At 59.6% G+C, this 13,937-nt stretch carries 15 protein-coding genes; 13 read left to right on the top strand and 2 right to left on the bottom strand.

What is annotated here, in order from left to right; genetic code table 11:
* Positions 1-17 precede the first annotated feature (17 nt).
* Positions 18-674 carry a GntR family transcriptional regulator gene (locus tag Q1A89_RS02940; RefSeq protein WP_299723512.1) on the bottom strand — a complete coding sequence of 219 codons (657 nt, stop codon included), beginning with the start codon at positions 672-674 and terminating at the stop codon, positions 18-20.
* Between the two features lie 21 nt (positions 675-695).
* On the bottom strand, positions 696-1,082 hold the full coding sequence (locus Q1A89_RS02935) for a YciI family protein (protein ID WP_299723509.1): 387 nt from the start codon (positions 1,080-1,082) through the stop codon (positions 696-698).
* Between the two features lie 92 nt (positions 1,083-1,174).
* Here Q1A89_RS02935 and Q1A89_RS02930 point away from each other — a divergent pair, with 92 nt between their 5' ends.
* The 13 genes from Q1A89_RS02930 (at position 1,175) to Q1A89_RS02870 (ending at position 13,867) form a co-directional block, all read left to right on the top strand.
* Positions 1,175-2,059 (top strand): fumarylacetoacetate hydrolase family protein, encoded by an 885-nt coding sequence (locus tag Q1A89_RS02930; protein WP_299723506.1) that lies wholly within the window; start codon positions 1,175-1,177, stop codon positions 2,057-2,059.
* Positions 2,056-2,721, top strand: a complete 666-nt coding sequence (locus Q1A89_RS02925) for a malonic semialdehyde reductase (protein WP_299723503.1) — start codon at positions 2,056-2,058, stop codon at positions 2,719-2,721. The genes Q1A89_RS02930 and Q1A89_RS02925 overlap by 4 nt, the downstream gene beginning before the upstream one ends.
* Before the next feature lie 11 nt (positions 2,722-2,732).
* Positions 2,733-3,191 (top strand): OsmC family protein, encoded by a 459-nt coding sequence (locus Q1A89_RS02920; protein ID WP_299723500.1) that lies wholly within the window; start codon positions 2,733-2,735, stop codon positions 3,189-3,191.
* Between the two features lie 46 nt (positions 3,192-3,237).
* Complete coding sequence (locus Q1A89_RS02915) at positions 3,238-4,311, top strand: C4-dicarboxylate TRAP transporter substrate-binding protein (protein ID WP_299723496.1); 1,074 nt, start codon at positions 3,238-3,240, stop codon at positions 4,309-4,311.
* Between the two features lie 31 nt (positions 4,312-4,342).
* The gene (locus Q1A89_RS02910) at positions 4,343-4,909 is read left to right on the top strand and encodes a TRAP transporter small permease (RefSeq protein ID WP_299723492.1); all 567 of its coding nucleotides are present in this window, start codon (positions 4,343-4,345) and stop codon (positions 4,907-4,909) included.
* Positions 4,906-6,210 (top strand): TRAP transporter large permease, encoded by a 1,305-nt coding sequence (locus Q1A89_RS02905; protein ID WP_299723489.1) that lies wholly within the window; start codon positions 4,906-4,908, stop codon positions 6,208-6,210. Before Q1A89_RS02910 ends, Q1A89_RS02905 begins: the two co-directional genes overlap by 4 nt.
* Before the next feature lie 12 nt (positions 6,211-6,222).
* A complete protein-coding gene (locus Q1A89_RS02900; RefSeq protein WP_299723486.1) occupies positions 6,223-7,089 on the top strand; it encodes a dioxygenase in 867 nt (288 codons plus the stop codon).
* A 119-nt stretch (positions 7,090-7,208) separates the two neighbouring features.
* Entirely contained in the window at positions 7,209-8,084 is an 876-nt protein-coding gene (locus tag Q1A89_RS02895; RefSeq protein ID WP_299723483.1) for a branched-chain amino acid ABC transporter permease, read from the top strand.
* Between the two features lie 2 nt (positions 8,085-8,086).
* The gene (locus Q1A89_RS02890) at positions 8,087-9,193 is read left to right on the top strand and encodes a branched-chain amino acid ABC transporter permease (RefSeq protein ID WP_299723480.1); all 1,107 of its coding nucleotides are present in this window, start codon (positions 8,087-8,089) and stop codon (positions 9,191-9,193) included.
* Complete coding sequence (locus tag Q1A89_RS02885; RefSeq protein WP_299723477.1) at positions 9,190-9,981, top strand: ABC transporter ATP-binding protein; 792 nt, start codon at positions 9,190-9,192, stop codon at positions 9,979-9,981. The genes Q1A89_RS02890 and Q1A89_RS02885 overlap by 4 nt, the downstream gene beginning before the upstream one ends.
* Complete coding sequence (locus Q1A89_RS02880; RefSeq protein ID WP_299723474.1) at positions 9,978-10,763, top strand: ABC transporter ATP-binding protein; 786 nt, start codon at positions 9,978-9,980, stop codon at positions 10,761-10,763. Before Q1A89_RS02885 ends, Q1A89_RS02880 begins: the two co-directional genes overlap by 4 nt.
* 8 nt (positions 10,764-10,771) lie before the next feature.
* On the top strand, positions 10,772-12,652 hold the full coding sequence (locus Q1A89_RS02875) for an AMP-binding protein (RefSeq protein WP_299723471.1): 1,881 nt from the start codon (positions 10,772-10,774) through the stop codon (positions 12,650-12,652).
* Between the two features lie 48 nt (positions 12,653-12,700).
* Entirely contained in the window at positions 12,701-13,867 is a 1,167-nt protein-coding gene (locus tag Q1A89_RS02870; RefSeq protein WP_299723468.1) for an ABC transporter substrate-binding protein, read from the top strand.
* Positions 13,868-13,937: the final 70 nt, after the last annotated feature.

Here is a 13,937-nt window from a genome sequence, read left to right as displayed (position 1 = left end):
TTCGCGCTGGGTCTGCCCTAAAGCGCGCCAAGCTGCGTGGAGAGATAGTCGCCAGTCAGGCGGTAGTGGCTGAGCAGCGCGGCCGAGGCGGCCTCGGCATCGCCTGCGACGGCGGCGTCAAAGATCTCTTCGTGCTCGGCGGCGATATCGCGGTTTTGATAGGTGGACCCGCCTGCGGCGAGGTACCTGTAGCGGATGTTAAGATCATAAAGCTGGCTGCAATAGCGTTGCAGCATTGGCGAATCCGCGTTGCTGAGCAGCGTCATGTGAAAGGACTTGTGCGCCTCTTCAAAGGTCTCGCTGCCCGCGAGCCGCTTCATGCGGTGATGGGACAAAACGAGGCGTTCTTCCCAGTCGGGCGTGGCGCGCGCGATGGACTGGCGCAGGGCCATATCCTCGAGGGTCGAGCGCAGGGTCAGGATCTCTTCGAAATTGGCGAGGCTCGCCGGAGCGGCGCGAAAGCCCCGCTGATCGATCCGCTCCACCAGCATATCTGAAGTGAGCAGGCTGAGCGCCTCGCGCACCGGGGAGGCCCCGACATTTAGCATGGTGCGCAGCTCTTCGATCTTCAGCTTTTTCCCGGCGGGCAGTTTTCCGATCAGGATCATTTCGCGCAAGGACAGGTAGGCCGCTCGCGTGGCCGAGATCTCTCTGCTGCCTGTGTCATCCATCATGTTCATGGCCAACGGCCCTTTCTAACTCAGCGCCACATGGCTGGTAGACAGCCCGACAGACAGGGTCAACGATCCTTCGTTGATCATCCATCGACGCAAGACATATGTGCGCGCACCACTTTTGTGCATCGGGTCATTGTCGGCCAGTGCGCGCGCGGCCTCAAGGCTTTCGGCGCGGTAGATGATCAGCCCCATGCCTTGCATATGTGCGCCGGTCTCGTCCGACATCGGCCCGGCAAATGCAAGCGCCCCGGCGCGTTCCAGCTCTGCCTGATAGGCGAGGTGGTCGGGCAGCGACGCTTTCACGTTCTGCGGTTCCTTCGCAGGGGTCGACATTGCGACGTAAAGTTCAAGCGCCAGTGCCCCGCGCGACTTTGCTTCTGCCTTGTACTCTGCCCAAGCGACCATGGCCTTTTCCCTATTGTTCAAAAATATCGATATTTATTGACATCTTTTCATATTGTAGGCAGAAATTGAGGAAACTTACAAGGATTGTACGCATGAAATACCTGGTCGGGGAAACACCCAACGGCGACGCGGTTTTTGCCGTTCAGGGCGACAAGGCCGTTAATCTCACTGCAATTGATGCGGCTGTGGGGCAGGACTTGATGGCAATTATCTCTGACCCGGCATTGGCAGAATCAGTGGCTGCGAGGGTCGCTGGTGCGCTCGAAGTGCCAGTGGCCTCGATCACCCCTGCCCTGCCTGTGGCCAAGCCAGGGACGATCATCTGCCTTGGACTGAACTACACCGATCACATCAAGGAAGGCGGATACGAAATCCCCGAATACCCGGCGTTGTTCATGCGCGGCAAGAATTCGATCATGGCCGCAGGTGCGCCGCTGGTGCGTCCAACCTGCTCGGACAAGCTCGATTACGAGGCGGAGTTGATGTTCATCATCGGCAAGGGCGGACGCCATATTGCCGAAGCGGACGCGCTGGATCACGTGTTTGGCTACACCGTGTTCAACGACGGGTCAGTGCGCGATTATCAGCGAAAGACGCATCAATGGACCCCGGGCAAGAATTTCGACAACACGGGCGCCATTGGCCCTTTTGTGGTCACGCCGGACGAGGTGCCTGTCGGGGCGGCGGGCCTGAAAATCGAAAGCCGCGTGGGCGACGAAATCCTGCAATCCTCGAACACCGGCAACATGATCTGGTCGGTGGCGCAGACCATCGCGACGATCTCGGAATATACCACGCTGGAACCGGGTGACCTGATCGCCATGGGTACACCCCCGGGCGTTGGTCACGCCAAGAAACCCAACCCCCGCTGGCTGGTGCCGGGTGAGGTCGTGGATATCGAGATCGAGGGGATCGGCATCTGTTCGAACCCGATTGTGGACGAAAAAGACCACGCAAACATGGCAGCCGCCGAATGAACGCGCCGACCGGTCAGACGCTGGAGGCATTGCGCGCGCAAGCACAGGCCGACCATCGGGCCCTGCGTAGCCGCATCAGCAGACTGTCGGATGACGCCATTGATCTGATCTTGCGCGATGCACGCTCGCACTACGCCTGGACAGACAGACCGATCCCCGACGGGCTACTCGAAGAGATTTACGAGATCACCATCAACGGCCCGACCTCGATGAACACGCTGCCTGCGCGCTTTGTCTTTGTGAAATCGCCCGAAGCCAAAGAACGGCTGGCCAAGTCGCTCAAACCGCAAAATGTGCCCAAGATGATGGGCGCACCGGTCACCGCGATCATCGCGCAGGACATGAATTTCTGGCACGAGTTGCCGTTCCTGTTCCCGCATGAGGATCGCCGACATCTGTTTGCTGGCAAGGACGCCTATTGCGCCGACACCGCCTATCGCAACGCCACGTTGCAGGGTGCCTATTTCATGATCGCAGCCCGCGCCGTGGGACTGGATGTGGGCGCGATGTCGGGTTTTTCCAACGCGATCGTGGACGAGGAATTCTTTGCCGGGACCAGCCTGAAATCGAATTTCCTGTGCAACATCGGCTACGCGGACGAAACTGCGTTGTTCCAGAAACTGCCGCGTTTCTCGTTTGAGCAAACCTGCAGCGTGATCTGAAGGAGGCACGGATGGCCATAAAGATGAAAACCGTCGTGACGTACCGCACCACCGCGGCCTGTCCGACCCATGCGCGCACGGAAATCCCGGTGCGCGATCTGAATGTGGTGATTGACGAGCCGACCGAGCGGGGCGGCACCAACCTTGGCCCCACGCCAACCGAATCCGCGATGACGGCGCTGATCGCCTGCACCAACGTGATCGGCCACAAGAATGCGCACCGTTTGGGTATTGATCTGGGCGATGTCACGATTGACGCGGACTGCAAGTTCGACCGGCGCGGCGTGCTCATGGAAGAAGAGATCGACCTGCCGTTTCCCGAAATCACGCTCACGGTGAACTGCAAGACCCCGGCCAGCCAGCAAGAGCTGGATGTGGTCGGGACAGAGACTTCGAAATACTGCGCCATCGCCAAACTTTTCGAGGCGGCGGGAACAAACCTGACCGTCAACTGGCAAAAGGCGGACTGACTTCAACCGGGCACCAAAAAGCCCGCATTTCTGGGAGGAAAAACACATGATGAACTGGACAAGACGCACGGTGATCGGTGCCGCGCTGGCCGCGATGACGGCCATGCCTTTGGCGGCACAGGAAACCATTTCCGCCGTGGTGATCGACGGCTATCCGGACCGCGCGCTGTGGGTCAAGGAGTTCACCAACTTCTTCATCCCCGAGGTCGACCGCCGTCTGGCCGAGACCGGCAACTACAAGATGAACTGGCAGGAAAACTACGGCGGCTCCATCGTCAAACCCAAGGGTGTTCTCGAAGGCATCGAGCTTGGTCTTGGCGATATCGGCATCGTCACAACAATCTTTCATTCCTCGAAACTGCCGAGCCAGGGCCTGTCGGCGGTGACACCTTTCGTGTCTTCGGACGCGCGTGCGGTGGCCAAGGCAGTGGACGAAATCGCGCGCGAATACCCTGCAATGCAGAACGAATTTGCAGCCCAGAACCAAGTCTACCTTGCCACCGGCGTGGTGCTGAACAGCTATCAGGTGTTTTCGACCAAGGATGTGTCCAGCGTCTCGGATTTGCAGGGGTTCAAGGTTGCGGGTGCGGGTATGAACCTGCGCTATCTTGAGGGTATCAAGGACGCGGCGGGCGTGCGCGGAGGTCTGACCGATTTTTACAACATGCTACAAACCGGTCTGGCGGATGCTGGCATGCTCTGGCCCGAAGCGGCGGCGACCTTCAAGATTTCCGAGGTGGCGCCCTACATGCTGCGCGCTGATCTGGGTGCGGTGAACTCCAAGACAATCACCGTGAACAAGCAGTATTGGGATGGTCTGCCTGATGAGGTCAAAGAGGTGCTGCAAGCCGTCGCGGTTGATTATCGCGACCACCTTGCCGGTATCGCCATGGACCGCGCTGCCGCCGCTGAAGAGGCTTATGTGGCCGCAGGTGGCACTGTCATCGACGTCTCGCCTGAGGACCGCGCCGCCTGGGCATCTGCCATGCCCAACATCGCGCAGGAATGGGCGGCCACGCTGAACGGCAATGGCGAGCCGGGCACAGAAATGCTGGCCGCGTACCTCGCCAAGCTCGAAGCCGAAGGCTTTGTCGGCGTGCGTGACTGGACAAAGCCCTAATTGGCAAACGACCCGAGAAGGGGCCAGAATTATGCTCAAGTCTGCAATCGGCAGTCTCTCTCGGGTCGCAAATTCCCTTGCTATTGCAGCCAATGTCGCCGGAACGCTGACCGTTCTGACGTTGGTCGCCATTCTGAATGTCGACGTGATTGCGCGAAGTCTGTTCAATGCACCGCTCAAGGGGACGTACGAAATTGTCCAGCTTGCGGTGGTCTTTATCATCTTTTTGCAACTGCCGGACGTGGTGCGGGTCGACCGGTTGACCCGCTCGGACGGGTTTTTGAACCTGATCCATGCTCGCCGCCCGGGCCTCACGGCGAACCTGCGGCGCATCATCAACGCGACGTCGGCGATTTTCATGGGGCTGATCGCCTACATCATGTTTCCTGAGTTTCTCAAAATGTGGGATACGCAGGATTTCTTTGGCATTCCCGGTGTTTTCACCGTGCCGTGGTGGCCGGTCAAACTGGTGATTGCGGGCGGCAGTGCGCTGGCCTGCCTGATCTTTGTGCTCAAGGTGATCACCGCGCAGGACCGCCCCGCGCTGGTTCGGGTCCCCGAACATGACGATGAAAATGCAGGGGGATCAAACCCATGACCCCTATTGAAATCGGCCTGATTTCGGTCGTTGCCATTGTCTTTCTGATCTATGCAGGCGTCTACATTCCCATCGCGCTTGGCATGGTGTCGCTGGTGTCGATCTGGCTGATGCGCGACAACTTTACCCTGTCGCTGAACCTGCTGAAAATCGCCGTCGGCGACAGCGCGATGGTCTACAGCTTTGCCACCATCCCGCTATTCACCTTTATGGGCCTCATCGTGTCCAAGGCAGGGCTGGGCCGTGACATCTACGAAGTCATGACAATGCGTTTTCGCAAGGTCAAAGGCGGGATCGGCATGGCGACCGTGGGCGCCAACGCGGTGTTCGCGGCCGTTACGGGCTCGTCCATTGCGAGTGCATCGGTGTTCACCAAAGTCTCCGTTCCGCAGATGATCGCGCAGGATTATAACCCACGCTTTGCCGTGGGCGTGGTCGCCGGGTCCTCTGTGCTCGGCATGATCATCCCGCCCTCGGCGATGCTGATCATCTACAGCTTTGTGGCCGAACAATCGGTGGGCGACATGTTCCTGGCCGGTGTGATCCCCGGCATCATGCTGGCCATCGCCTATGTGGGCGCGATCTGGGTCATGGGCCGCTTTACCCCCGCTTTCGTTGGCGGGCGGGTTGTGGAGGACACCGAGTGGATGTCCAAGACGGAGGTTGCATCAAAAACCCTGCCCACCATTGGCCTGATCACTATCGTCCTCGGCGGCATTTACACCGGCTGGATGACGGCTGTTGAGGCAGGGGCCACAGGCTCGCTTGTGGCGCTGGTCATCGCGCTTGCCCGCAAATCGATGACGCTCAAAGGGTTCTGGGAGGCGCTGCTTGAGACCGGTCACATCACCGCCGCCATCCTGTTCCTGATCACAGCCGCCTCGATCTACAGCCGGATGCTGGGCCTTGCGGGCCTGCCCAACCAGTTGCAGGACCTGCTGGCGGGGAATTCGGCGACATTCTGGACGATCATGCTGCTTTACGTGCTGCTGATGATATTCCTCGGCACGATCCTCGATACGGCCTCGATCATCCTGATCGTCGTGCCGCTGTTCCTGCCGTTGGTCGAGGCGCTTGACATGTCGCTGATCTGGTTTGGCATCATCACCGTCGTCGGGGCCGAGATCGGCCTACTGACCCCGCCACTCGGGATATCCTGTTTCGTGATCAAATCGACACTTAACGACGATCGCATCTCGCTCAAGGACGTGTTCATGGGGGCGTTGCCGTTTGCCTTTGTGATGCTGATCATCCTCTTCATCCTGATCGAATTCCCGATCCTCAGCCTCGCCCTGTTGTAAGGAGCCACGCCTATGCGCAATGTGACCAAGGATAATATCACCGACGTTTTCCGCAGCTACATGGCCGACGACATGGCCCCGCGGACGCGAGAGGTCATGGGAGCGCTGGTCCAGCACCTGCACGATTTTGCCCGCGAGACCCAGTTGACCCATGAAGAATGGCGGCAGGGCATCGCCTTTCTTGAAGGTTGCGCAGCGATTGAGACTGAGGACCGTCACGAATTTGTCCTTGCCTCGGACGTGCTGGGCCTGTCGTCGCTGGTCGATATGCTGCATTCGAGCCCGGCTGCGACCTCGTCCTCGGTGCTGGGGCCATTCCATGTGTCCGGCGCCCCGCCTCTGCCGGTCGGAGGAGACATGAAGCGCGACTTTGGTGGTCCGGTCTTGCTGGCCGAAGGGGTCATCCGCGACCCCGAAGGCAACCCGATTGCCGGGGCCGAGCTGGACATCTGGCAAACCGCACCCAACGGGCTTTATGCCAGTCAGGATGAGGCACAGGACACCTTTTCGTTTCACGGGTTGATGACGGTGGGGGACGACGGGCGGTACGCCTTCACAACCGTCAAACCTGTGGAATACACGGTGCCCACGGACGGTCCGGTGGGCGATATCCTGCGCGCCTGTGGACGCCACCCGTGGCGCCCCTCGCACCTGCATTTCATCGTCAAGGCGCCCGGCTATCGCACGCTTGTGACCGAGATCTTCCCCGACGATGATCCCTATCTGGATCAGGACACCGTGTTTGGTGTGCGCGACGATCTGGTCATGTCCTATGAGGAAAAACCGGCGAGCGATTTCCCCGATGGCATGGCCCTGTCGGGCAAGATCGATGCGCCGTTCCTTGCGGTCACCTTCGACGTGGTGCTCGCCAAGGACTAGGGCGCGTCCAAGCGGCGCGCCGCTGACCAAACGGGTTCGCACCACTTCCCTGCAGAAAGCGTTGTGATCTGGCGACTTACGCGGGTATCGTTCTTCAAATGGTCTTTGGGAGGAGCGCCGTGGATTTTGTGCAACTGATCATCAGTGGTCTTGCCAATGGCTGTGTCTATGGGCTGATCGCACTGGGATTTGTGCTGATCTACAAGGCGACCGAAGCGGTGAATTTCGCCCAAGGCGACTTTATGATGTTGGGCGCTTTTGTCTGCATCGGGTTCACCAATCACGAATATATGGGGCTGAATTTCTGGCTGGCCGTGCCCCTGTCGATCCTCGTGATGGGGGCCTTTGGCTACCTGTTCAACTGGGGCATCCTGCGCCACATGTTCGGCCAGTCCCAGACGTCGATCGTGATCCTGACCATCGCCATGGGCTTTATCATCCGCTTTGCCGCCGGCGCGATCTGGAGCCATGAGCCCACATCGCTCGAAACCCCCTATGCCGGGCAGGACATACGCTCCGGCGGTCTGGTTCTCGGCGTCGACGAAGTGCTGATCGTGATTGTCACCGCCGCGCTGACCCTCGCTTTTTTCCTGTTCTTTTCGCGCACAAGGGTGGGTCTGGCGATGCAGGCCGCCTCGCAAAACCAGTTGGCGGCCTATTACATGGGCATCCCGGTCAAGCGCATACACAGCCTTGTCTGGGGCCTGTCGGGCATGGTCGCGGCGGTTGCGGGGGTCCTCTTTGCCTCGAAGGGGGCGATTGATCCCTCGACCGGGTTGCTTGGGATCAAGGCCTTTGCCGCAGCGGCCATCGGGGGGTTTGGTTCCTTGCCCGGCGCGCTTTTGGGTGGGCTGATCATCGGATTGGTCGAACCGTTGGCCTCTCGCTACGGGCCGCCCGGGGTCAGCCAGATTGCGCCCTATGCGATTCTGCTGCTGATCCTGATCTTCCGCCCCGGCGGCATCTTTTCCCAGACACAGCGAAAGAAGGTCTGAAGATGCGCTTTGTTTTCAAAACCTCTTATGATACCGACATCCGCCTGTTCAAACATCGTGCACAGGCCACGTGGTACGCCTTGCTGCTGCTCTTGGTGCTGGCCACGCCGCTTTACTTTGTGGCCATCGGGGATGCCTATCTGCTGGGGGAAATCACCGGCGTTCTGATCCTCGCCATCGCGGGCATGGGGCTGATGCTGCTGACCGGGCACACCGGCCTGCCCAGCCTTGGGCATGCCACGTTTATGGCGCTGGGTTGTTATCTCAACATCAACTTTCTTGGCGCGGGCGTGCCGTGGTTGATCGCATTTCCACTGTCAGGGCTGATTGCAGGCGTGTTGGGCACAATGATCGCCCTGCCCGTTCTGCGCCTGCACGGTGTGTATCTGGCCCTGGCCACACTGGCTATGTCGATCCTCACCGGCGATTTCGTGGTGATTGCCGAACCCTGGACCGGCGGTATCGCGGGTGCGGCGGTGCCCGACATCAATATCTTCGGCATCGAAATCAACCGGTATTCCACCCCTTACAAGTTCTACTACCTCGTCCTGTTCGTTGCGATCCTGCTGGTCTGGTTCTACCGTAACCTCTTGCGCACGCCGACAGGGCGCAGTTTCACCGCGATCCGCGACAGCGAGATTTCGGCGCGTGCCATGGGCATCAACCTTACCCGCACCAAGGCGACCTCGTTCTTCCTGTCGGCCACAGCGGCGGGGCTGGCGGGCGCGTTGTTCGGGCATTCGGCAGGCTATGTGACCAACGAAACCTTCGATCTTGTGATGTCGATCACCCTTCTTTTGATGATCGTGATCGGCGGCCTCGGGTTCATTCACGGCGCGTTTTTCGGGGCCATCGTCGTTGGCATCATCCCCGTCGCCATCGCCAATGGGCGGTCCTTTCTGGCCACGACATTTGACGTGAACATCAACGTGCCCGGCCTTGAAAGCGCGCTGTTTGCGCTGATCTTGGTCGGCTTTATCCTGTTCGAGCCGATGGGCCTTTATGGCCGCTGGCTCAAGATCCGCACCTATTTCGAGCTGTTCCCGTTTTATCGCAAGGACATGTTCAAGCGGCAGAAATCATATCTCAAGACGGATCGTGTGCAATGAGCCTGCTTGAGATCGATAATGTCACCTTGCGCTTTGGCGGTCTGGTTGCCGTCGATGCGGTGTCCCTTACCGTCAACGAGGGCGAGGTGTTTGCCCTTGTCGGGCCGAACGGTGCGGGCAAGTCCACCATCTTCAACATGATCTCGCGGTTTTACGACCCGGCAGAGGGCAGCATCCGATTTGACGGCCATGATCTGCTGCAAAGCACCGCCGATCAGGTGCCCGGGTTCGGAATCGCGCGTACCTTTCAGAATATCGAGCTGTTCGAACAGGCCAGCGTCTTGCAAAACCTGCTGGTGGGCCGCCATCGGCATCGCAAGACGGGGCTCTTGTCCAACATCGTGTTCTCACCAAACGCCTACCGCGAAGAGGTGCGCCACCGCGAGGCCGTCGAAGAGGTGATCGATTTTCTGAACCTCCAGGCCTATCGCGACAAGATGATCGGCGGGCTGCCCTACGGCGTGCGCAAGGTGGTCGAGTTGGGCCGCGCGCTGGCCTCTGAACCCAAGCTGCTGCTTCTCGATGAACCCGCCTCGGGTCTGTCGGTTGAGGAAACGCAGGATATGGCCTTCTGGATCGAGGACATCCAGACGCAGATGGGCATTTCGGTGATGATGGTCGAACATGATATGGGGCTGGTGTCGGCAGTGTCGGGCCGGGTCATGGCCCTGTCGGATGGCAAGGAACTGGCCACCGGCACTGCAGCCGAGGTGCAATCCCACCCGGCCGTGATCGAAGCATATCTGGGCACGGGTGAGATTTCCAAGACGGGGACATCGCGCGCATGAGCACGGCATCTGACATCGTTTTGCAGATCGACAATCTGGAAAGCTACTACGGTCCGATCATGGCCATTCGCGGGGTCAGCCTGACCGTGCGCGAGGGGCAGATCGTGACCGTGCTCGGGGCCAACGGGGCGGGCAAGACCACGCTGCTCAAGACCATTTCCGGCGTCATGGACCCCGAAAAGGGCACGGTGCGGATGGCTGGCCACGAAATCCAGTCGCTCGACCCGGACGCCATCGTGCGGCGCGGCATCGTGCATGTCCCCGAGGGGCGCGAGATTTTCCCGCTAATGAGCGTGGCGGAAAACATCGCCATGGGGGCCTATACGCGCGGCGACCGGGGCGGGATCGCAGCGGATGAGGACATGGTCTATTCCTACTTTCCCATCCTCAAGGACCGTCGCACCCAGCGCGCAGGCACTCTGTCGGGCGGCCAGCAACAGATGCTGGCCATCGGGCGCGGGCTGATGTCGAAACCCAAACTGATGCTGCTGGACGAGCCGAGCCTTGGCCTCTCTCCCCTGCTCACCCACGAAATCTTTGAGATCATCGTGCGGCTCAACGCCGAGCAGAAGGTGACAATGATGCTGGTAGAACAGAACGCCAAAGTGGCTCTTGAGGCCGCCGATTATGGCTATGTGATGGAGTTGGGGCGCATCGTGATGGATGACCGCGCCGAGGTGCTGGCCGCATCCAAAGACATTCAGGAATTCTATCTGGGCGTCAGCCAGGACGAAAACCAACGCGGGCAACGGCGCTGGAAACAGCGCAAGACGTGGCGATAGGGGCGATCATGGCAGAGACACTCCCCCCTCAGCAAAGCATTCGCGGAATGACGGTCAACGCGGACCTGTCAGAAGGTCCGTTCCTGATCGACGGTCACGACACCACGCCCAAACTTTTCCGCGCGCGCTGCGCCGCGCTTGGTACACGCACTGCGATGCGCGAAAAGACGTTTGGAATCTGGCGCTCGTTTTCATGGGACAGCTATTTCACCCACGCCAAGCATCTGGGCCTCGGCCTTGTGTCGCTGGGCCTGAAACGTGGCGAGGTCGTGTCGATCCTGTCCGAGGACTGCAAGGAATGGATGTATACCGACATGGGCGTGCAATGCGTGGGCGGCATCTGCTCGGGCGTTTACACGACGGATTCGGCCGTGCAATTGGAATACCTCGTCACCAACTCCGACAGCCGCTTTCTGATCGTCGAGAATGACGAGCAACTGGACAAGTTCCTGCAGGTACGCGACCGGCTGCCGGGGCTGGTCAAGGTGATCGTGATTGAACGCGACGGGCTGCACGGGTTTTCGGACCCTCAGATCATCTTTGTCGACGAGCTCTACGAGCTCGGGGCGGCCTATGATGAAGCACACCCAGGCGAATTTGACGCCTCCATTGATGCAACTCGCCCCGAGGATACGGCCATTCTGGTCTACACCTCCGGCACGACGGGCAAGCCCAAAGGGGCGATGATCAGCCATTCCAACCTGATGTTTTCCGTCTCTGCCGGACTGCACAATGCGCCGGTCTATGACACGGATGACCAGATTTGTTTCCTGCCGCTGTGCCATATCCTTGAGCGGGTGTTTTCGGTCAATGCGCCCATTGCCGCCGCCTCGACCATCAATTTCGCCGAAAGCCCCGAGACGATTTTCGACAACCTGCAAGAGGTCAGCCCGCAGACCTTTGTCGCCGTGCCGCGCCTGTGGGAAAAGATCTATTCGCAGGTGGCGATCCGCATCGGCGATGCGACGGGCTTGCAAAAATGGGCCTATGCGATGGCGCTGAAAACGGGCGAGGCGCGGGCCGACCGTCTGGCCGAAAACAAGCCTGTGCCACCGGGCACACGGCTCGCCTTTGGCTTCTGGGATTTTGCGGTATTGCGCAATCTGCGCCGCATGGTCGGCATGGACCGGCTGCGGCGCGGCGGGTCGGGTGCTGCGCCGATATCACCCGAGTTGCTGCGCTGGTATCATGCCATCGGCGTGCCCGTGCTCGAAGGTTACGGGATGACCGAAAGTGCAGGCGTCATGTGCATCAACGCCATAGACGACAACAAGTTCGGCACAGTTGGCCCCGTCTTGCCCGGCGCGCAAATCCGCATCAGTCCCGAGGGCGAGATCCTTTATAAAGCGGGCAACGTGTTTCAGGGCTATTGGAAGAACCCCGAAAAGACGGCCGAGACTTTTACCGATGACGGCTGGCTGCGCACGGGCGATGTGGGCATGCTCGACAACGAAGGGTTCCTGCGGATCACCGGACGGCTCAAGGACATCATCATCACCACAGGGGGCAAGAACGTGACCCCGGCCGAGATCGAAAACAAGCTGAAATTCTCGCCCTATATCTCGGACGTTGTGGTGATCGGGGACAAGCGCAAGTTCCTGACCTGTCTCGTGATGATCGATCAGGAAAACGTGGAAAAATTCGCGCAAGATAGGCGGGTGCCGTTTTCGAACTATGCCTCGCTTTGTGCAGCCAAAGAGGTGCAGGATTTGATCCGCGACACGATCGACGAGGTGAACACCGAATTTGCCCGCGTCGAGCAGATCAAGGATTTCCGCCTGATCGATGTGTTGCTGACGGCAGATGACGATGAGCTGACCCCGACGATGAAACTCAAACGCAGCTTTGTCGAAACCAAGCACGACGCACTGATCCAGCAGATGTATTGAACAACCAGAACCAAATTCACACAAACAACCAAAAGGGAGAGAAGACACATGAAAAAGCTGACAAAAAGACTGGCAACCACGGCGCTCGCCGCGAGCATGGCCGCGACCCCGGCACTGGCCGAACAGGGCATCACCGACACCGAAGTCCTGATCGGGTCCAACAACGATCTGTCCGGCCCCTTTGCCGCCTTCGGCGCACCTGCCACCAAGGCAGCCCAACTTGTGTTTGACGAAGTGAACGAGGCAGGCGGAATTCATGGCCGCAAGATCCGCTTTGTGGTTGAGGATCATGCCTATCAGATGCCCAAGGCCATTCAGGGCATGAACAAGCTGATCAATGGCGACAAGGTCTTTGCGATGCTGCTGTCGCTTGGTACGCCGATGAACATCGCCGCCTTCAAGCTGCAGGACGCCAAGAACGTGCCCAACGTCTCGCCCCTGTCCGCTGCACGCCAGATGGCCGAACCGTTCCACCCGCTGCATTACGCGGGCACCGCGACCTATTACGATCAGATCCGCATTGGCGTGACCTATCTGGCCGAGCAAAAGGGCGCGGACACGGTCTGTGCGATGTATCTGCCCACCGACTTCGGCAAGGACATCAAAGAGGGTGCCGAATCCATCGCCGCCGAGACCGAGGGGCTGACCTTTGTGTCCGAAACCACGCACAAGCCTGATGATTCCGATTTCGTCGGTGCCCTGCAAAAGCTGAGCGCGGATGGCTGTGACATCGTCACTCTTGCCCTTGGCGTGCGTCAGGCGATCACCGTGTCTGGCACGGCCAAGAAACTGGGCCTGACGGACATGTCCTTTCTGAACTCGTCCGCTGGATTTCACACCGTGATGGCCAAAGTGCCCGGCGGCGTGACCGAAGGCATGTATGCCGCCGCGGGCTGGGCCGACCTGTTGTCGCGCATGGACCAGCCCGAGGTGCAGAAGTTCTTCAAACGCTACACCGAGGCGACGGGCGAACAGCTGCCCGGCACCGGTGCGCTCTTGGGCCATTCTGCGGCCATGACCATGGTCAAGGCGCTTGAGGCCGCAGGCCCCGATCTGGACGCCAAGACGTTTCAGGCGGGCATGGAAAGCCTGAGCTACGAAGACGTGGTTTCCGGCAACACCGTAACCTATTCCGACACCGACCATCAGGGCGCGGACGAGGTCGTGATTTCGGTCATCAAGGACGGCAACTGGGTTGAAATCGCCCGCCAATAAGCGTTCGGTTTGCAGCGGTTAATAGAAAGGCCTGATCGTTCATTCGGTCAGGCCTTTTGCTGTTTTGCGC

Origin of the sequence: uncultured Tateyamaria sp. (assembly GCF_947503045.1) — a bacterium.
Taxonomy (GTDB): domain Bacteria; phylum Pseudomonadota; class Alphaproteobacteria; order Rhodobacterales; family Rhodobacteraceae; genus Tateyamaria.
Note: the sequence above shows the minus strand (reverse complement) of the source record. Positions and strands in the feature narration are given on the sequence as shown.

Coding starts and splice junctions, on each gene's coding strand:
- Q1A89_RS02880 (WP_299723474.1), top strand. CDS start 9,978: ATGAGCACGGCATCTGACATCGTTTTGCAGATCGACAATCTGGAAAGC.
- Q1A89_RS02900 (WP_299723486.1), top strand. CDS start 6,223: ATGCGCAATGTGACCAAGGATAATATCACCGACGTTTTCCGCAGCTAC.
- Q1A89_RS02885 (WP_299723477.1), top strand. CDS start 9,190: ATGAGCCTGCTTGAGATCGATAATGTCACCTTGCGCTTTGGCGGTCTG.
- Q1A89_RS02935 (WP_299723509.1), bottom strand. CDS start 1,082: ATGGTCGCTTGGGCAGAGTACAAGGCAGAAGCAAAGTCGCGCGGGGCA.
- Q1A89_RS02890 (WP_299723480.1), top strand. CDS start 8,087: ATGCGCTTTGTTTTCAAAACCTCTTATGATACCGACATCCGCCTGTTC.
- Q1A89_RS02910 (WP_299723492.1), top strand. CDS start 4,343: ATGCTCAAGTCTGCAATCGGCAGTCTCTCTCGGGTCGCAAATTCCCTT.
- Q1A89_RS02875 (WP_299723471.1), top strand. CDS start 10,772: ATGGCAGAGACACTCCCCCCTCAGCAAAGCATTCGCGGAATGACGGTC.
- Q1A89_RS02905 (WP_299723489.1), top strand. CDS start 4,906: ATGACCCCTATTGAAATCGGCCTGATTTCGGTCGTTGCCATTGTCTTT.
- Q1A89_RS02920 (WP_299723500.1), top strand. CDS start 2,733: ATGGCCATAAAGATGAAAACCGTCGTGACGTACCGCACCACCGCGGCC.
- Q1A89_RS02940 (WP_299723512.1), bottom strand. CDS start 674: ATGATGGATGACACAGGCAGCAGAGAGATCTCGGCCACGCGAGCGGCC.
- Q1A89_RS02870 (WP_299723468.1), top strand. CDS start 12,701: ATGAAAAAGCTGACAAAAAGACTGGCAACCACGGCGCTCGCCGCGAGC.
- Q1A89_RS02925 (WP_299723503.1), top strand. CDS start 2,056: ATGAACGCGCCGACCGGTCAGACGCTGGAGGCATTGCGCGCGCAAGCA.
- Q1A89_RS02915 (WP_299723496.1), top strand. CDS start 3,238: ATGATGAACTGGACAAGACGCACGGTGATCGGTGCCGCGCTGGCCGCG.
- Q1A89_RS02930 (WP_299723506.1), top strand. CDS start 1,175: ATGAAATACCTGGTCGGGGAAACACCCAACGGCGACGCGGTTTTTGCC.